Origin of the sequence: Paenibacillus sinopodophylli (assembly GCF_005930355.1) — a bacterium.
In the GTDB taxonomy this organism is placed as follows: Bacteria; Bacillota; Bacilli; order Paenibacillales; family Paenibacillaceae; genus Pristimantibacillus; species Pristimantibacillus sinopodophylli.
Genome location: NZ_VDBO01000003.1, coordinates 128,413 through 146,568, shown reverse-complemented (window position 1 = coordinate 146,568; position 18,156 = coordinate 128,413). Strand labels below are relative to the sequence as shown.

Here is an 18,156-nt window from a genome sequence, read left to right as displayed (position 1 = left end):
AAGCAATTAAATTTCTTGTACATAATTATCCCATGGAATAGTTATCCTAAGACAGCGAGCTATGATGATCAGAAGGGAGAGGGGCGAATGTATCGATCTGATTCACAGGGCAATGCTAGGACGAAGAAGAAAAAGGAAAAAAAATCGCCTCGTGTAGAGAAGCACGAGAAGGAACAGCTTGATCCATACGCAGACAAGCCCCTCTCGCTGTCCGTTACGGCTAATATGGAAATGGTCAAACAAGAGCTGGGAGAAAGTGCGGACATTATATTCCGCTTACTAACGATTGCTGATCACAATCATACCGAGGGGCTTATCGTCTATGTACAGGGTATGGTTGATGATGAGCGCTTAAATGAATTCATTATACAGCCTCTCCATAGAGAACGGTTTCCGCTGGATGCTGCTCTTGACTCACAAGAGTTGCTGGCTGTATTGAAAGCGGACGTTCTATCAACTGGCATTGTAACGGATATTTCCGATTGGAAGCTGCTGTTCCAGAAACTGTTTATGGGCTATGCCATATTATTTCTTGAGGGCTCTGACCAAGCCATTGCCGCCAATGTCATTGGGGGAGCAAGAAGAGGCATCGAGGAACCGAAGACCGAGATGGCTATCCGTGGCCCAAGGGAGGGATTCACCGAATCCATTCGGACGAACACATCGATGATCCGCCGCAAAATTCGAAGTCCTAAGTTGTGGATGGAGCAATGGACGATCGGAGAAATTTCGCAAACACCGGTTTGTATCATGTATGTGAAAGGGCTGGCCGACGAGAAAATACTCATGGATTTGCGTGAGCGTCTGGAATCAATTCGAATAGACGGGATACTGGAGTCTGGCTATATTGAAGAATTGATTGCCGACCAGAAGTGGTCGCCTTTCCCTACGATATTAAGCAATGAGCGTCCAGATGCGGTTGCAGGCAATCTACTTGAGGGCCGAATTGCCATTCTGGTTGATGGAACGCCGTTTGTTCTTGTCGTTCCTGCGATCTTGAACATGTTTTTTCAAGCATCTGAGGATTATTACCAACGGTTTGATATTACGACCTTTTTAAGAATGCTTAGGTTTGTATCCTTTTTAATTGCGTTGTTGATGCCTTCTGTATATGTGGCTATCGTGGGCTATCATCAGGAAATGATTCCGACACAGCTTCTCCTAAAGCTGGCTGCGCAGCGTGAAGGCGTTCCTTTCCCTGCTTATTTGGAAGCCTTCATCATGGAATTCGTATTTGAAATATTGCGGGAAGCGGTCGTGCGAATGCCAAGCGCCGCAGGTAATACGATCTCTATCGTAGGTGGTTTGGTCATCGGACAATCGGTAGTAGAGGCGGGGATTGTCTCGCCAGCTGTCGTTATCGTCGTTTCGTTCACCGCGATTGCCAGCTTCGTATCGCCAACCTATAGTCTAGGTATTGCTGCGAGGCTGCTGCGGTTTTTTTTATTGCTTGCTGCTTCAACGTTAGGATTCTATGGAATTGGGCTCGTGGTGCTGCTGCTCATTTTGCATCTTAGCAATATCAGATCGTTTGGGATGCCCTATATTAAGCCATTCGCGCCATTTTTCCTTAAAGATATGAAGGATACGCTTGTTCGTGCGCCATTATGGTTGATGCGTGAACGTCCGCAAAAGCTGGGCAATCAGAATAAAGTGAGACAGGACATGGAACTAGAGCCGAGGAAGGAGCCTGAGCAATGAGTCGCAAGCACGCTTACAAGCCCCAAAGCAATACGCAGATGTGTCTGCGGCGAAGCCTTCTGCTTTTGTCAGCGTGTCTGTTCCTTACACTTAGCGGCTGCTGGGACCTGCGCTATTTGGACAAGCTTGGTGTCGTGCTCGCTCTCGGTGTTGATGATGATCCTTCCGGTAAGCAAAAGCTTCAGCTCACGGTGCAAGTAGTTCTCCCCCAAAATGTAGCTGCAGAAAGTAAGGGGGGGATAGGAGGAACGGCGGTAACTACCTTCACAGAAACTGGCGATACGCTATTTGAAGCAATACGAAAGATGTCGGCGAAAACGTCTAGAAGACTATTTTTCTCTCATACGCAAATGCTCGTCATCGGAGAAGCGATGGCAAGAAAGGGTATTTTTCCATTAGTTGACCTAATCGAACGGAATCCGGATATACGTACGGATATATCGGTTATCGTCACGCGGGGAATGAAAGCGGAGCAGTTGCTGCAGCTAACAACACAGATGGAATCGATTCCGATTAATCAGATTCACGAAATGATCAAAGTGAATCAAACCGCATACGGAACTAATTTCGGTGTGAAGGTCAAAGAGCTGACGAGGCTGAGCGGGGAAGGGAAGCAGCAGGCAGTGCTCCCGTCTATACGAATTGAAGGGAATAAAGCGATTGGCCATTCGAATGAGAATGTGAATAGCATTCCCGCTGCTGCTATCCCCGTATTGTCAACGATGGCTGTTTTTCGCGATGGACGGCTGGTGGATTACTTAAAGCCTAAGGAATCGAGAGGTTTGTCATGGCTGCATAATAAAGTGAAGAGTACGGTGATTAAGCTGGCTTGCCCGAATTCCGAAGGAGAGTTGATCGTTGAGATTCAGAATGCAAGCATCGCGTACAAGGTGAAACATGATGCAAACGGGCTTCCTGTGGTAAAGGTAACTGTGAGGCTGACCGGAAGCATTCAGGAAATTATGTGTCCCGATGTCAATGTAGGAGAAGAGAAGGTGTTAAACGAGATCGGTGAAATGACAAGCCTTGCGGTAAAGGACGAAATGGAAGAAACGATAAATAGGCTGCAGAAGAAGCTGGGGATTGACGCGCTTGGATGGGGGAAGGAAATCTATTTGCAGCAGCCAAACAGCTGGAAGCGGCTGGGTGGAGAGTGGGAAGCTGAATTCCCGTCTATCAAAAGCGAGGTCATATGCAATACCATCATACTTGGATCAGGTATTCGTGGAGAATCTATTGTGAAATGAGTGATCAGTATGCTGGCACCTGTCATTCTTGTATTGCTTGCCGCAGTGATAGGCTTCATTATTTGGAAAAACAATGGTGAAAAGGAGCGTTCTCGCGAGAGAGGCTGGTCTTTGTTTATTCTGGTCATTGGATTATGGTTTAGCATGGCTGTGTTGCTGCGTCTGCCGGTTCCGAATCCGACAGATTGGATTTCAAATTTATTGGCGCCCATCTACAAGCCGATTTTAGCATGGATTGAGGAAGGAACATAACGGGTATGAGTAAATTTGCTGGAATAAACAATGCGGAAATTACATCGGGGCAAATTGCCAAGCTGTTGCTACTGTTTGCACTTGGCAGTGCTGCATTAATATTGCCGTCTGCTGTTACTGCAATTGCCAAGCAAGACGGGTGGATTTCAATGGTCATCGCAGGGCCGTTTAATTACTTTATACTCATTGTGTATTTGGCACTGGCTGAACGCTTTCCAAACCTATCTCTTGCACAATATGCTGAGAAGATTGTGGGGAAATGGGGGGGCAAAGTGCTCACCCTGTTTTATATTCTGTTTTTTCTCTTGCTAAGCGCACTGGTGCTCCGCAATATCTCGGATTTTATGAGTCTGTCCGTATTGCCGCTGACGCCAGAGTGGTTCATAGATAGTACGTTTATGCTCGTTGTTATTTATGGCGTGTTTTTGGGCATTGAGACCATTGCACGAACAGGCGAAATATTGTTTGGCTGGGGAATGGTTGTCATCATGGTTATCATTTTCTCGTTGTTCAATCAATTTGATCTGCGTCACTTCGAGCCTATATTGTATGACGGCATCTTAAGACCGCTTAAAGGTGTATATCCCGTATTAGGCTTCCCGATTGGGGAGTTTGTTTTCATAACGGCCATTCTACCGTTAGTGCGGCAGCAGGACCTGCAGAAGCTCAGAAAATCTTTGAAAGTATCGGCAGTGCTGATAGCTTTTCTAAGTGTGCTCTTTACCGTATTTTTGGTTGGTGTAATGGGTGTAGACGAAACGAGCCGGAGTCCGTTCGCTGTATATGATATGGCTAAAAACATAAACATTGAGGAAATACTGGTGCGCGTTGAAATACTGGTTGCTATGGTATGGATCGGAACCGTATTTATGAAGCTCGCTCTATGTGTATATGTACTTGCTGTCCTTACGGCGCAAATGTTGAATTTGTCGACCTATCGTACGTTGATCTTGCCTTATGCATTCATTATCGTGCCTCTCTCTTTAATTGCTTATCGCAATGTTGCGCATTCCAGGGATTTTGCAATGGGGGTATGGACGATTTATAGTCTCTTTCACGGCTTTGTACTCCCGTTTATGCTGCTTGTCATAGCGGTTATTAGAAAAAAGAAAGATGGCAGCGAGGGGAGCTTCCCGCCAATTATTCCGCAGCAAACAGCAGGTGCTGAGCAGTCGAAACAGGCCGAGGAGCAGCCAGAAATGCTGGACAAGGAGCCTGTAAGGACGTAACTCCATCATAGACGGCAGTGGAAGCATTTGTTATAATTGTGAGGAAAATTGACCAAGCGGCAACGGTCCGTACCTAACGAATTGACGGAGGCGATTGTGTGGAGAACTACGCCAATAACTATGTCGTCGTGGCTATTTTTATCGTGCTTGGCATTCTGCTCCCAGTCGTTGCATTGACTGTTGGAAGACTGCTAAGACCGAATAAGCCGAATGATCGCAAACAAGCCACCTATGAAAGCGGCAATGTGCCTATAGGTGAGGGTCAGGTTCAATTCAACATTCGCTATTACCTATTCGCTTTAATGTTTGTTATCTTTGATGTGGAAACCGTTTTCTTATATCCGTGGGCCGTCGCATATCATAAGCTCGGCTTATTTGTGTTAGTCGAAATGATCATATTTGCGGGAATGCTTCTTATTGGTCTTCTATATGCCTGGAAGAAGAGGGTGATGAAATGGAATTCAATCTAGAATCAATTTCAATAGAGGAACGCAAAGAGCTGGAACGCAATGTATTTATGGGGACACTGGAGCAATTGAAGGCTTGGGCCAGAAGCAATTCATTATGGCCGCTTACCTTCGGACTTGCTTGCTGTGCGATTGAAATGATGGGAACTGGCGCATCGCATTACGATCTGGATCGGTTCGGCGTTATGTTCCGCACCTCGCCAAGGCAGTCGGATGTCATGATTGTAGCAGGTACGGTGACGAAGAAGATGGGACCCTTGCTGAGAAGATTGTACGACCAAATGCCTGAACCAAAGTGGGTTATCGCTATGGGCTCTTGTGCAACGGCGGGCGGCCCGTATATTAAATCGTATTCAGTTATAAAAGGTGTCGATCAAATCGTACCTGTAGATGTTTATATTCCAGGTTGCCCGCCTAACCCTGCTGCGCTCATTTACGGTATCAACAAGCTTCAGGAGAAGATTCGCTACGAGGCCAAGACTGGGAAGCCGGTGACGGGCCGATGAGCGAGGAGCAAGGCAGGGAAGCGGAGAAGCCGCTCGTTAATGATACGCCAGTTGATGCAGAGCGGGAGGCGAAGCTGAAAGCAGCAGCCGAAGCGCGTGCAGCAAGAACTGCAGCGAAGGAGAAGGCGGAAGCAAGCGCAGCGGAAACGGTGCCAGAGCTTCCTAAAGCACCGTCACCAAAGCAGCCCGAGCTGGATAAGTTGGCTGCGCTCATCAAACAAGAGATTGCAGAGTCGGCGGTTGAGGACTTTTATTTGAATGAATTAAATGGCGACATGCCGATTCTTATTATTAACAATAGGTATTGGCGCGAAGTGGCGAAGCTGTTAAAAGAGCATGAGGAGCTCAAGTTTAATTACTTGCGAAACGTTTCTGGTGTGGATTATGAGACGCATATGGAGGTTGTTTATCATTTGCTCTCGCTGGATAGCAAACGAGAGGCTGCGATGAAGCTAAGGACCGACCGAGACGCAGCCTCTGTGTTCTCGGCGACGCCGGTGTGGGCGACCGCTAATTGGAATGAGCGCGAAATTTATGATTTGTTAGGCGTTGATTTCCCAGGTCACCCAGACATGCGGCGGATCATGATGCCTGATGACTGGGTTGGGCATCCGCTTCGCAAGGATTACGAACCGATAGATCCGGAGGTGTAGCAGCCTTGATCCGAACAGAAGAATTGCTCTTAAATGTAGGTCCGCAGCATCCGAGCACGCATGGCGTATTCCGAATCATCGTTAAGCTTGACGGCGAAGTCATTACCGAGGCGACACCCGTTATGGGCTACTTGCATCGGGGAACAGAGAAAATTGCAGAGAACTTGAATTTCACGCAAATTATTCCGTATACGGATCGTATGGATTATGTCTCGGCTATGACAAACAACTATGTGCTTGTGCATGCGGTGGAGACGATGATGGGGCTTGAGGTGCCGCAGCGTGCGGAATATCTTAGACTAGTTGTCATGGAGCTTCAGCGGGTAGCGAGCCATCTGGTCTGGTGGGGAACTTACCTGCTTGATATCGGGGCAATGAGTCCGTTTCTGTATGCATTTCGCGATAGGGAGATCATCATTGATCTGTTTAATGAGCTGTGCGGCGCAAGGCTAACGTATAACTATATGCGAGTTGGCGGGGTGAAGTGGGATGCGCCTCCAGGCTGGATTGATAAAGTACATGCGTTTATCCCTTATATGGAGAGTAAGCTGCTCGAATACGATAAGCTCGTAAGCGGCAATGAGATCTTTCTTGCCCGAATCAAAGGAATCGGGGCATATGATGCCACAACTGCGATCAATTATGGGCTGACAGGTGCTAATTTGCGATGTACGGGCGTTAACTTCGATATTCGCAAGGCGGAGCCTTACAGTCTTTACTCACAATTCGAATTCGACGTACCACTCGGCTCAACAGGTGATTGCTACGATCGTTACCGTATTCGTTTGGAGGAGATACGTCAAAGCCTGCGTATTCTAAGGCAAGCGCTGGCACAATTTCCGCAAGGGGGAGACACGATGGGCAAGGTGCCTCGTGTGCTTCGTCCTCCTGCCGGTGAGGTCTATGTAAGAATTGAATCACCGCGCGGAGAGATTGGATGCCACATCGTATCCAAAGGCAAAGCAGAGCCTTACAGGCTCAAATTCCGAAGGCCTTCCTTCGTCAATTTGCAAATATTGCCTAAGCTGCTGGTCGGAGAAACAATGACGAATCTCATTACGATATTGGGCGGTATTGATATTGTCGTCGGGGAGGTCGATTGCTGATGCAGTCTTGGCTTAATCAGCCGCTAACCTGGGGAAATGTGCTTGTGCTGTTCCTCTGGGCGGTTGTATTCCTATTCATCGTGCTTGGGTTCGTAACCTATGCTATCTATTTCGAGCGAAAGGTAATTGGCTGGATGCAGCTGCGTATCGGTCCTAATCGGGTCGGTCCGTTCGGTATGCTGCAGACAGTTGCAGATATATTCAAGCTGCTTATTAAGGAGGACACGATTCCGCGCAAGGCTGATCGTGTTCTGTTCATTCTTGCACCGGCGCTGGCTTACGTACCTGCCTTTTCCGTGCTTGCGGTGCTGCCTTATACGCAAAATCTTTATTTCGCGGACTTGAATGTCGGTCTGCTCTACTATGTTGCTTTATCGGGTATCTCGACGCTCGCTATCGTAGTTGGCGGCTGGGCATCTAATAATAAGTACGCACTCCTCGGGGGTATGCGTTCGGCCGCGCAGATGATAAGCTATGAAGTACCGCTTGTAATATCGGTTGTTGGCGTGATATTGCTAAGCGGCAGCTTGAATTTACGTGATATAGTCGCTGCGCAGGGAGGCGGCTGGTTCTGGGAATGGAATTTCCTGCCGCAAATAATCGGCTTCGTAGTCTTTATTATTGCGGCTGTGTCGGAGCTGAATCGTACGCCTTTCGATTTGCCTGAGGCTGAGTCAGAGCTTGTGGCAGGTTATCATGTCGAATACAGCGGCTTTCGCTTTGCGTTTTTTATGCTGTCGGAATATGTATACGTTTATGCGATTGCTGCGTTAACGACTGTTTTATTTCTAGGCGGCTGGCATGCGCCGGCTCCGTTCCTTGACTTTGTGCCAGGAATCGTCTGGTTTTTGTTGAAATTTGCGTTTATTGTCTTTTTTCTGTTTTGGATTCGCGCCACACTACCGAGAATTCGTGTAGACCAGCTGATGGCTCTTGGTTGGAAGGTGCTGCTGCCTGTATCGCTGCTTAACGTATTTCTGACGGCTGTTTATTTGGAGCTGTTTATTAAGAATTAGCAAAGGGGAGAAGGAAATGAAAGGAATGCTGCAAGGACTGGGTGTAACACTCAAATCGATGACGGCTCCAAAAGTGACCACTTCCTATCCTGACGTACCAATCGTTATGCCGGATCGCTTCCGCGGCATCCAGCATTTTATACCGGATCTCTGCATCGTATGCAATCAATGTGCGCGTATTTGTCCGACGGATTGCATTACGCTGACTGGCAAACCGAATCCGGACCCCGATAAAAAGGGCAAAGTTATCGATACGTTCGATATTAATTTCGAGATTTGCATTCTATGCGATCTTTGTACGGAGGTGTGTCCGACCGAAGCGATTGTCATGTCCAACCACTTTGAGCTGGCAACGTTCAGCCGGGATGACTTGTTCAAGGATGCGCAGTGGCTTACGGACAATAACACGCTTACCCGGCAGGATAACAATAATATAGGTGCGCCGGCCAAAGGGGGCGCGAAATAGTTGTTTAATATTGCGATAACAGGCGAATTCGTCGCCTTTTTTACCCTCTCGGCGATTATGATCTGCGGAGCTGTTCTCATGCTTAGCTTGGAAAAGGTCGTTCATATGGTTATTTCTATGGCGGCGGTATTCATTGGATTGGCGGGCATGTTCGTATTGCTTGAAGCTGAATTTGTAGCTTTCGTTCAGGTGCTAATCTATGCGGGTGCTGTGTCGATACTGATGATTTTCGGCATTATGATGACGAAGCATCATGCGGTGGAGCAAGAGCCTTCGAAGCCTCTGCACCAAACGTTGGCAGCCATTGCTGCGATTAGCCTATTCGGCATTCTATTCTATGCCATCCGTACAACGACCTTTCCTGAACAACAACAACCGTTTCAGCCCGGAGAGGACAATACGATGGCGATTGGCGAGCTTTTATATACGGGATATGTGATCCCCTTTGAGCTGCTGTCTGTGCTGCTAACAGTCGCGTTTATAGGTGCTATCGTGATTGCCAAAAAGGAGGCGGATTGACCTATGTTAGCCTCCTACTTAACGGTAGCAGCCATGTTATTCTGTATCGGACTGTACGGTGCCTTAGTGAAGCGGAACGCAGTTGTCGTACTCCTCTGTCTGGAACTCATGCTGAATGCAGTAAACTTGAATTTGGTCGCCTTCTCAAAATATGGCGTTGTCCCTTCCTTGACGGGTCAAATTTTCTCTCTATTCACCATCACAGTTGCAGCAGCGGAGGCAGCCATAGGCGTAGCGATATTAATAGCTTTGTTCCGAATGCGCGGAACGGTTAATGTCGATGAATTTGACAAAATGAGGAGGTAGCGCAGCGTATGGATAAATTAACACAAACGGCATGGCTTATCCCGTTGTTTCCGCTGGCAGCCTTCCTTATTTTGACGGCGCTCGGCCGAAGCTACCGGCGCGTGGGCGTATTAATAGGTATTGTAGGTTCGTTTGCAGCCTTTTTGTTCTCCTTATTCATTGTAGTAGACCGGCTCGGTGCGAACCAAGTGGACTACAATTATTCTATTGAGTGGCTGGCCATAGGGGATTATTCGCTTCGGATTGGATTTGAGATTACGAATCTGACTACGTTGATGCTGGCGGTCGTAACGCTTGTCAGCCTCTTAGTTCAGCTGTATTCGGCGGGTTACATGAAGGATGACGAACGGATTACCGTGTTCTACGGTTATGTTTCGTTATTTACCTTCTCAATGTTAGGTCTTGTATTATCGGATAATCTATTGTCGTTTTATATTTTTTGGGAGCTTGTCGGCGTATGCTCATTTCTGCTCATCGGTTTTTGGTTTACGCTACCTAAGGCACGCGCAGCTGCTAAGAAAGCTTTTATCGTTACGCGAGTAGGCGACGTTGGCTTGTTGCTTGCGATATTGCTGCTGTTCTGGTACATGCCGGAGCATGCGCTTGATTTCACGACGATTCAAAGTGTATTCGATGGACAATCTGGAGCGATCACAAACGGAATTACAACGCTAATCGCTTTGCTGCTATTCGTGGGTGCCATCGGAAAATCTGGCCAATTCCCACTGCATGTCTGGCTGCCGGACGCTATGGAGGGACCAACGCCAATCAGCGCGCTGATTCATGCCGCGACCATGGTTGCCGCGGGCGTATTTCTCATTGCCCGTACATTTGATATTTTTCAGGATTCAGCCGCAGCGATGGAAACGATCGCCTATGTCGGTGGATTCACTGCTATATTTGCGGCGACGATTGCGCTGGCTCAGAACGATATTAAGCGAATATTGGCGTATTCGACTGTAAGCCAGCTTGGTTATATGATGATGGCACTCGGCCTTGGCTCCTTGACGGGCGGGATCTTTCATTTATTCACGCATGCGTTCTTCAAAGCCCTTCTGTTTCTAGGTGCGGGGAGTATCATTCACGCCGTACATACACAGAACATTAACGAAATGGGCGGCCTGCGCTCGAAGATGAGCGTGACCACATGGACCTTTGCCATAGGCGCGTTGGCTCTTATCGGTATTCCGCCGTTCTCTGGCTTCTGGTCGAAGGATTTGATCTTGTCCGCAGCTTGGGAAACGAATCCGCTGCTGTTTGGCGCAGGTCTGGCTGCTGCTTTCTTAACGGCTCTTTATATGTCCCGGCTGTTCTTCCTTGTATTTATGGGGAAACCAAGTGCGGCATCAATGGATGCACAGGAATCACGAGCTGTAATGACGCTTCCGCTGATCGTGCTTGCGGTGCTCGCTGCTGTCTCAGGCTTCGTCGAGACGCCATGGAACGGCTGGTTAGGAACATGGCTTACGGACGGATCGGAAGAAGCACACGCCAGCGGAGCAGTAATTGCCTACTCTGTTGCGGTAGGTCTTCTAGGTATTTATATAGGCTGGCTGGCTTATGGCAAGAGAAGCATCAGCTTCGCTGCTTGGCATGAGAGGTTGCCATGGCTGGTGAGATTGTTAGAACGAGGCTATTATAACGACGAGCTTTACTCAGCCGTCATCATAAAGCCTTTGAAGCTGCTTGGCAACGTACTGCTTGCATTCGATACTTATGTAATAGGCGGTATCGTTCGTATAGCAGGGGCTGCAGTTAGCACGGCAGGCCGAGCAGCAGCACGGTTGCAGAATGGTCAAGCGCAAACCTACAGCTTAGCTGCTGCTATCGGGCTTGTGGTGCTTGTGGCTGCGATAGTAGGAAGGAGGTTCCTACCATGAGCATCCTGAATGATATTCCTATCTTATCGTTTATATTATTCTCACCATTGCTAGGAATAGTTGTACTTCTCGCGCTGCCCCATAATCGGAGCAATTGGATGAAGAAGACGGTCGTAGTCGCAACGCTAATTCCGCTTGTTCTATCGTTCTGGCTTTATTCTGAGTACGACAAGCAGCAGGACGGATCTGTCTTTGATGAACAGCAGAGCTGGGCAGACATTCCACTGAATAAGGAGACGCAGGCAGCAGTTCCTTCCGAATTCAAGTTCACGCTTCAATATGAGCTTGGCGTTGATGGATTATCGCTGCCGCTGCTCCTGCTGACAACGATTGTAGCCGCAATGGCGTCGCTCGCCGTTATTCAAGTCAAAAAAAGGTGGAAAGCCTTCTTTATATGGTTTCTGCTGCTTGAGATAGGAATACTTGGTGTTTTTTTGGCCCGAGACCTCTTTTTGTTTTTTATTCTTTTTGAAATCACGCTTATTGCGATGTACTTCTTAATTGGTATTTGGGGCTATTTCAATCGTGAGCGGGCTGCTAATCAGTTTCTGATTTATAATGGCATCGGCTCAGCTATTATGTTGATCGCGTTTGTCATTCTCGTGAATACCGCCGGTTTCCGCATGGATCAAATCGGTGATCAGGTAAGCTTCTTATACAGCGGAAGTTATTCAAACATCTTTCACAATCTTGCGGATTCAGGGGCTTGGGTGAACCTTGCACCAGAGCAAATGGGTACCGTTAATCCGTTCTTAATGACTCATACGATGCAATGGACGTTATTCATTCTGTTGCTCGTTGCATTCGGCATCAAGCTGCCGATCTTTCCTTTCCATACGTGGATGCTGAAAGTGCATACGGAAGCTCCTACTGCTATTGTCATGGTTCATTCCGGCTTGCTGCTCAAGATGGGCGCATACGGTCTGCTCAGGTTCGGTCTGCTGCTCTTTCCAGAGCAGGCACGCGCATTCGCGATTCCACTCGCTGCGCTTGGCGTTATCAATCTGTTATACGGCGCACTGCTGGCCCTGCGTCAACAGGAGTTCAAGCTTGTGCTTGCTTACTCCTCGATTAGTCATATGGGGATCGTTCTGCTAGGATTGGCTGCGATGAATGAGATTGGCTTGCAGGGCGCGGTGTTTCAGCTTGTGTCGCATGGACTTGTGTCTGCGCTGCTGTTCTTAGTTGTAGGCAGCATCTATGAGCGTACGGGAACAACTGATCTGCGCGAGCTGGGAGGCTTAGCCCGCTCGATGCCATTTGTCAGCGGAGTATTGCTGACGGCAGGCCTCGCTTCGCTTGGCTTACCGGGGTTATCTGGCTTCATCGGAGAGTTTCTCTCCTTGCTGGGGCTGTTCGAATCACAGCGCTGGCTGAGTGTGGCAGCGGCTGTCGGAATTATTCTGACAGCGGTCTACATGCTGCGCGCCGTGCTGAAGATCACCTTCGGGCTGCAACGGGAAGACTACACGGCACTCAAGGATGCGAGGCTAATCGAAGCGATTCCGATGATCGTACTGCTCGCGTTCATTGTGCTTCTGGGCTGCTTCCCATCCGTGCTGACGGATACGACGCAGCTTGGCATAGACGGTCTGCTCGATCAATTACTTGCAACAAGGGCGGGGGGTTAGACTATGCTGAAAGAGGTTCCATTTGTGCCGCTGACGTGGACAGATATGCTCTACCTTGCCCCGGAGTTTCTGCTTGCCGCAGTTTTTGTTTTGCTCATTTTGCTTGATTTGCTAATGCCGAGGCGCATAACGCGTCTTACGATCGGCTGGCTTACGCTAGCAGGTATTGCAGGCTCACTGCTTCTTGTGGTGCTGCGAATGGTAGATATGAATCAAGGGGGCGTATCCGGTGAAGCGATTCAGCTGCTTGGTAACAGCTACCGGGTTGATGATTTCGGAAGCCTGCTCAAAATAATGTTTCTTGCTGGGACGGCTCTAGTAACGCTGCTTGCACTAGGTTCCGTTCGGGATGATGAAGCGATCACGGCTAGAGCCGAATATTTCTATTTACTGCTACCAGCGCTTATCGGAGCAATGATGATGGCATCATCAGGAAACTTGGTGACGCTGTATATCGGATTGGAGCTGCTTAGTTTAACGAGCTACATCTTGGTAGGACTAAAGCGGAAATCCTCCTTGTCTGCCGAAGCTGCGTTTAAGTATGTGGTAACGGGAGGCATTTCCTCCGCTATGCTGCTGTTCGGTATGTCTTATTTGTACGGGATTACAGGCACAGTTGATTTGGGGGGCATTGCGGAGGCGTTGCCAGCCGCCCTTACTGACTTCAAAGCGCTTGCGTATGTGGGCTTCTTCTTTATCATTGCCGGCTTTGGCATTAAAGTCGCGGCCGCACCGTTTCATGCTTGGGCACCGGATGTTTATCAAGGAGCACCTACACCTATATCCACTTTTCTTGCGGTTATTGCCAAGGGAGCAGCGTTCGCTGCTTTGTTTAGAATTATATATAGTACGTTATTGACCTTGAGAGATGAGCATGCGATTGTAGCTGATGATATTTGGCTTGCACTGCTCGTGCTGGCTGCTGCTGCGATGCTGGCGGGGGCGATGGCTGCACTTAGGCAAAAAAATGCAAAGCGGCTGCTTGCCCTTTCCGGTGTGGTGAATACTGGTTATATGCTTGTGCCTATCGGTCTCTCGCTGTCGGTCGTTCATAGCAGCAACTTCTCTGAATTCGTCTATTATTTCATTGCCTATCTATTCATGACGATAGGTGCGTTTGCGGTTGTGTCGGCGGTAAGCCGCGCCTCAGGGAATGATGAGCTCAGAAGCTTCGCCGGGATGTATTACCGCGCTCCATGGACCGCTGCGGCGATGGTTGTTTTTGTTTTATCGCTCGCAGGCTTGCCTGTTACGGGTGGGTTTTTCGGCAAGCTGTTTATTCTTCTTGGGGCAGCGAATGCAAAGGCTTATTGGCTGGTTGTCATTATAGTTGCAAGCAGCGTCATCTCTTATTACTTCTACTTTGGCTTCGTACGGCAGATGTTCATGCGAAGCGGGAGTGATGAAGAACGAATTCGGGTGCCTGTGGAAACCGGTATTGTCATCTGGGTATGTGCAGCAGCGACAATTGCGCTCGGCCTATTCCCTGGGCCTATTATGGAATGGATCGACGTTGTATTCTCGTTGCAAAGTGATTTAATGATGCTTGGTTAACGGTACAGGTAAGCTAAGAAGCTTGCTGCTGCGTAATCGATAAACATAAGGGATTGCTCCAAGCGGTTATGTACACGGACCTGCAGAGCAATCCCTTCTTAGTTCTATCGTTCTTTATCCGTCTATGAGTTAAAGGTGCATGATCTAGGCATGAGCAAGGGGCTGAACCGAAGCTATTGAAAGCAAATTCACCTGTTTCATAACCAAATGAAGTGGGTATTGAGCAGCAGGGCGGAAGGGTTGGTTTAGTAGTCTTTGAGACGTGTGAGACATCCGCAATTGTGCATCATTCTAGTATGTATTTACCGGGAAATAATAGATAAGGATTATTACCGACTATTTATTGTGAGGATAAGTGAACCGTGTAGGTCTTTTGTCCTTTTGTCTGCAGGCAACAAGGGAATTGGCTGTCAGAAAGAGAATGGTTAAGAGTGGCATTTTTAATTGAAAGCAGGGACAAACATTACAGATCCCATATGCGAAGGCAGAATATGATGATTAAACGAATAGGAACAAAACAGGGCGCAAAGCTTAATACTGTTGATTCAGCGGGACTAAAGGCAGGCAAAGTGCCCTTCGGAAAGGCTCAACTGAAGCGCCTGCGCAAGCATGCATCAGGCGCAAAGCGTAAGCTCGCCGCGCCCAAGCTGCTCCGCCAGGCGCTGCTCGCACTGCTGCTCGGGAGCGTCACCCTCGGGGGCATAGCCCCCGCAGGGTTCGCTCCCGGAGCGGCGCCTGCGGCGCTCGCCGCCGCTTCCAGCGCCGCAGTCGACGCCGCAGGCGCCGCTGCAGAGCAGCCGCAAAGCTGGCTGCTCAAATGGAGCAGCCCCGCGCTCACTCACGAGCTGCGCGGGACGCAGGTGCTCCGCCGCCAGAATGAGGCGGCGGTCATGCTCGTACGTCCGGCGGATAAGGACGCGGACGTACAAGAGTGGCTCGGCCGGCTGCAGAGCCTGCCGGGCGTAGAGTATGTGCACCCGAATGAATCGGTGCACATTCTAGCTTTGCCGGCTGATGAGACAGAGGCCGGCACGCCTTCGCCCGCAGCGGAGCAGTCGCAGGATGCCGCAGCGGAATCTTCTGCGCGAGTTGCAGCAGCACCAGCAGCGGTACTGCCCGCGAACGATCCTGAGCTGCCTAAGCAGCTGTATCTGAATCAGATCAGAGCGAAGAAAGCATGGGAAACCGTTCGCGAGCAGCAAGAGCTGACGATTGCGATTGTGGATACTGGTATTGACCTTAACCATCCTGATTTGAAAGATAATCTCGTTCCAGGTGCCAACTTAGTTGAACCGGGCAAGCCGCCTGAAGATGACAATGGACACGGAACAAGTGTTGCAGGCGTTATCGCAGCTGAAGGCAATAACGGTATTGGTGTTGCAGGCATTCTCTGGAAGGCTCGCATTATGCCGATCAAGGCACTCGATCACCGTGGCGATGGGACGGAGCAAGAGCTGGGCGATGCTATACTGTATGCGGTCCGCAGCGGCGCGAAGATCGTCGTGTTGTCTGTCGGACTGCATCGTTATTCCCCTTATATGCTAGATATTGTGCAGTATGCGGAGAGCAAAAACGTACTGCTTGTTGCAGCAGCAGGCAATGACGGTGTCACGCTGGGTACGAAAGCGGCGGTGAAATATCCTGCTGCTTACCCGACTGTGCTCGCTGTTGGCGGCATTAAAACCAATAATGTCGTTGATGCCAGATCCAATCGGGGAACGGAGCTGGATATCGTTGCCCCTTGGAATGTATATACGACAGCGATGGGTGGTTTGTATAAGAAAGAGGAGGGGACGTCGATGGCGGCCCCGCAAGCCGCTGCCGCAGCGGCGCTCATATGGGCGCGATACAAAACGTTAAAGCCGTATCAGATTCGGGAGCTGCTGCGCCAAACTGCCAAAAATATCGGTACAGCAGGAGCAGACAGCTCTTTCGGTTATGGCTTACTGCAGATTGATCAAGCTGTCCGCACTGCGCTCAAGAGCGACGGTTTCGAACCGAACGACAGCCAGAAAACGGCGGCGCGCTTCCCTCTTGGCACACAAATCTCAGGCCTGCTGGAAGGGACAGCAGACCACGATTGGTTTCGGATAGATACACCTTATGATGGCAAGCTGACGATTCAGTACGAGGGGCTGGTGGCTAGCGGCAATATCGTTCCGCCAGTAAGGCTTACTCATTTCTTCAATGGGGTGAAGCAGAGCTCCAGCGATACGAAGCTGGCGAATCGGTCCATTGATCTGGATGTGAAGAAAGGGCAGCATCTTATTCATCTCGAGCTGATCAACCAAAGCAGCAATGAGAATTTGCCATACTTGCTCACCTCTACCTTGACGATGAAGTCAGACGATTACGAGAAAAACGATAAGTCGTATGAGGCGTCGACCCTTCAGCCGAGGTCCCAATCGATTACGGGCAATTTTCATCAGCTTGGCGATCGTGATTGGTTCGCGATAACCTTCACGCAAAGCGGTAAGCTGAAGCTTGCGCTCAGCACAAATACGGCGCGGATTGACCCGGGGCTTGCCCTGCAGAAGGCTGGGCAGCAGCTGATGGTATACGACGACGAATCCGAAGGGGAGACAGAGCAGTCTCCAGTCATAACCGTGACACCTGGCAAATATTATATTCGTGTTCACAATGCGATCTCTTCCGAGGCGAGTCCGACACTTGGCACCTATACGCTCCAAGTGGACTACACGCCCAAATACGACGATCCGAACGAACCGAATGATAAATCATATGAAGCGTTTATGATTAATCCAGGTACGGAATATGTTGGTGTTATAGGAAGCGCCTCTGACGTCGATTGGTTTCAGTACCGCCTCACGTCCCCCAGCGTCATTGGTCTGACGATAACGGGTGTGCCCACTGATATAAATATGAAGCTTCAGCTGTTCGACAAACGTATGAAGCAATTAGCGACCGCAAGCACATCAGGCAGCGGCAAGCTCCAGACGAGTGATCAGCTGCTGCAACCAGGTATTTATTATGTGAAGCTGATGGCGGATGCACCCTTCGACAGACAGTATTATCGATTGAAGGTGAATGCGGAGGAACTGGTCGCTGGCTTCAAGGATATTAAAGGTCACTGGGCACAGAATGAAATTGCAGCACTCAGCAAACAAGGCATCATAAACGGCACGGGCAACAATCGTTTCGAGCCGAAACGAGCCATTACAAGGGCAGAAGCTGTTGCAATGGTCGTGAAGACGTATAAGCCGATCTCTGGAGGCAAGCTGAACTCGAAGCGGTTCACGGATGTATCCACTGACCATTGGGCTTATGCAGCAATAACGAGCGCTGTCAGCCAAGGCTGGATAAGAGGTTTCCCTGGAGGCTCCTTTAAGCCCGATCAGCCGATCACGAGAGCGGAGATGGCGCTTATTATCGGATATGCGGCAGGCGTTAAGCCGCGTATGCCAATTGGAGACCCGTTTAATGACGTATCTCGAACCCATTGGTCGGCTCCCATGCTGCTCGCTATGAAGGCGACAGGGCAGCTTGAGGGCGTGAATGCGGGAACCTTCCAACCGAAACAGAATGCGAGCCGCGCAGACTTTACCGTGCTCCTGTATCGGGTGATTTCCTAATATTTGCATAAAACAATTTGGCTTTCCTTT

At 49.3% G+C, this 18,156-nt stretch carries 16 protein-coding genes; all 16 read left to right on the top strand.

Features of this window, described 5'->3' with window-relative positions:
* Nucleotides 1-87: 87 nt before the first annotated feature.
* The 16 genes from FGT79_RS15575 to FGT79_RS15500 all read left to right on the top strand — a co-directional run bounded on the left by FGT79_RS15575 (nucleotide 88) and on the right by FGT79_RS15500 (nucleotide 18,126).
* Nucleotides 88-1,701, top strand: coding sequence for a spore germination protein (locus tag FGT79_RS15575; protein WP_138753747.1), 1,614 nt, complete (start codon nucleotides 88-90; stop codon nucleotides 1,699-1,701).
* Nucleotides 1,698-2,948: a Ger(x)C family spore germination protein gene (locus tag FGT79_RS15570; protein ID WP_138753746.1), complete on the top strand. Its 1,251-nt coding sequence runs from the start codon at nucleotides 1,698-1,700 to the stop codon at nucleotides 2,946-2,948. The genes FGT79_RS15575 and FGT79_RS15570 overlap by 4 nt, the downstream gene beginning before the upstream one ends.
* Before the next feature lie 9 nt (nucleotides 2,949-2,957).
* The gene (locus FGT79_RS15565) at nucleotides 2,958-3,200 is read left to right on the top strand and encodes a hypothetical protein (protein ID WP_138753745.1); all 243 of its coding nucleotides are present in this window, start codon (nucleotides 2,958-2,960) and stop codon (nucleotides 3,198-3,200) included.
* Nucleotides 3,201-3,205: 5 nt separating this feature from the next.
* Entirely contained in the window at nucleotides 3,206-4,429 is a 1,224-nt protein-coding gene (locus FGT79_RS15560; protein ID WP_138753744.1) for a GerAB/ArcD/ProY family transporter, read from the top strand.
* Between the two features lie 98 nt (nucleotides 4,430-4,527).
* A complete protein-coding gene (locus FGT79_RS15555; protein ID WP_138753743.1) occupies nucleotides 4,528-4,899 on the top strand; it encodes an NADH-quinone oxidoreductase subunit A in 372 nt (123 codons plus the stop codon).
* Complete coding sequence (locus FGT79_RS15550) at nucleotides 4,884-5,402, top strand: NuoB/complex I 20 kDa subunit family protein (protein WP_138753742.1); 519 nt, start codon at nucleotides 4,884-4,886, stop codon at nucleotides 5,400-5,402. Before FGT79_RS15555 ends, FGT79_RS15550 begins: the two co-directional genes overlap by 16 nt.
* Nucleotides 5,399-6,055: an NADH-quinone oxidoreductase subunit C gene (locus FGT79_RS15545; RefSeq protein WP_138753741.1), complete on the top strand. Its 657-nt coding sequence runs from the start codon at nucleotides 5,399-5,401 to the stop codon at nucleotides 6,053-6,055. Before FGT79_RS15550 ends, FGT79_RS15545 begins: the two co-directional genes overlap by 4 nt.
* A 5-nt stretch (nucleotides 6,056-6,060) precedes the next feature.
* Nucleotides 6,061-7,161: an NADH-quinone oxidoreductase subunit D gene (locus FGT79_RS15540; protein WP_138753740.1), complete on the top strand. Its 1,101-nt coding sequence runs from the start codon at nucleotides 6,061-6,063 to the stop codon at nucleotides 7,159-7,161.
* Nucleotides 7,161-8,177, top strand: coding sequence for an NADH-quinone oxidoreductase subunit NuoH (gene nuoH / locus FGT79_RS15535; RefSeq protein ID WP_138753739.1), 1,017 nt, complete (start codon nucleotides 7,161-7,163; stop codon nucleotides 8,175-8,177). The genes FGT79_RS15540 and nuoH overlap by 1 nt, the downstream gene beginning before the upstream one ends.
* A gap of 16 nt (nucleotides 8,178-8,193) precedes the next feature.
* Complete coding sequence (nuoI, locus tag FGT79_RS15530; protein ID WP_138753738.1) at nucleotides 8,194-8,643, top strand: NADH-quinone oxidoreductase subunit NuoI; 450 nt, start codon at nucleotides 8,194-8,196, stop codon at nucleotides 8,641-8,643.
* Entirely contained in the window at nucleotides 8,644-9,162 is a 519-nt protein-coding gene (locus tag FGT79_RS15525) for an NADH-quinone oxidoreductase subunit J (protein WP_138753737.1), read from the top strand. It abuts the gene before it with no gap.
* A 3-nt stretch (nucleotides 9,163-9,165) separates the two neighbouring features.
* The gene (gene nuoK / locus FGT79_RS15520; protein ID WP_138753736.1) at nucleotides 9,166-9,468 is read left to right on the top strand and encodes an NADH-quinone oxidoreductase subunit NuoK; all 303 of its coding nucleotides are present in this window, start codon (nucleotides 9,166-9,168) and stop codon (nucleotides 9,466-9,468) included.
* A gap of 8 nt (nucleotides 9,469-9,476) precedes the next feature.
* Nucleotides 9,477-11,348 (top strand): NADH-quinone oxidoreductase subunit L, encoded by a 1,872-nt coding sequence (nuoL, locus tag FGT79_RS15515; RefSeq protein WP_138753735.1) that lies wholly within the window; start codon nucleotides 9,477-9,479, stop codon nucleotides 11,346-11,348.
* Nucleotides 11,345-12,979 carry a complex I subunit 4 family protein gene (locus FGT79_RS15510; RefSeq protein WP_246096455.1) on the top strand — a complete coding sequence of 545 codons (1,635 nt, stop codon included), beginning with the start codon at nucleotides 11,345-11,347 and terminating at the stop codon, nucleotides 12,977-12,979. Before nuoL ends, FGT79_RS15510 begins: the two co-directional genes overlap by 4 nt.
* Nucleotides 12,980-12,982: 3 nt before the next feature.
* Entirely contained in the window at nucleotides 12,983-14,533 is a 1,551-nt protein-coding gene (locus tag FGT79_RS15505; RefSeq protein WP_138753734.1) for an NADH-quinone oxidoreductase subunit N, read from the top strand.
* A gap of 491 nt (nucleotides 14,534-15,024) precedes the next feature.
* Nucleotides 15,025-18,126, top strand: a complete 3,102-nt coding sequence (locus tag FGT79_RS15500; protein ID WP_246096454.1) for a S8 family peptidase — start codon at nucleotides 15,025-15,027, stop codon at nucleotides 18,124-18,126.
* The last annotated feature ends 30 nt before the right edge of the window (nucleotides 18,127-18,156 follow it).

What these genes read in the sequence shown, in the direction of transcription:
- nuoH (WP_138753739.1), top strand. Translation starts at nt 7,161, where the DNA reads ATGCAGTCTTGGCTTAATCAGCCGCTAACCTGGGGAAATGTGCTTGTG.
- nuoI (WP_138753738.1), top strand. Translation starts at nt 8,194, where the DNA reads ATGAAAGGAATGCTGCAAGGACTGGGTGTAACACTCAAATCGATGACG.
- FGT79_RS15510 (WP_246096455.1), top strand. Translation starts at nt 11,345, where the DNA reads ATGAGCATCCTGAATGATATTCCTATCTTATCGTTTATATTATTCTCA.
- FGT79_RS15560 (WP_138753744.1), top strand. Translation starts at nt 3,206, where the DNA reads ATGAGTAAATTTGCTGGAATAAACAATGCGGAAATTACATCGGGGCAA.
- FGT79_RS15500 (WP_246096454.1), top strand. Translation starts at nt 15,025, where the DNA reads ATGATGATTAAACGAATAGGAACAAAACAGGGCGCAAAGCTTAATACT.
- FGT79_RS15570 (WP_138753746.1), top strand. Translation starts at nt 1,698, where the DNA reads ATGAGTCGCAAGCACGCTTACAAGCCCCAAAGCAATACGCAGATGTGT.
- nuoK (WP_138753736.1), top strand. Translation starts at nt 9,166, where the DNA reads ATGTTAGCCTCCTACTTAACGGTAGCAGCCATGTTATTCTGTATCGGA.
- FGT79_RS15575 (WP_138753747.1), top strand. Translation starts at nt 88, where the DNA reads ATGTATCGATCTGATTCACAGGGCAATGCTAGGACGAAGAAGAAAAAG.
- FGT79_RS15550 (WP_138753742.1), top strand. Translation starts at nt 4,884, where the DNA reads ATGGAATTCAATCTAGAATCAATTTCAATAGAGGAACGCAAAGAGCTG.
- FGT79_RS15545 (WP_138753741.1), top strand. Translation starts at nt 5,399, where the DNA reads ATGAGCGAGGAGCAAGGCAGGGAAGCGGAGAAGCCGCTCGTTAATGAT.
- FGT79_RS15565 (WP_138753745.1), top strand. Translation starts at nt 2,958, where the DNA reads ATGCTGGCACCTGTCATTCTTGTATTGCTTGCCGCAGTGATAGGCTTC.
- FGT79_RS15505 (WP_138753734.1), top strand. Translation starts at nt 12,983, where the DNA reads ATGCTGAAAGAGGTTCCATTTGTGCCGCTGACGTGGACAGATATGCTC.
- nuoL (WP_138753735.1), top strand. Translation starts at nt 9,477, where the DNA reads ATGGATAAATTAACACAAACGGCATGGCTTATCCCGTTGTTTCCGCTG.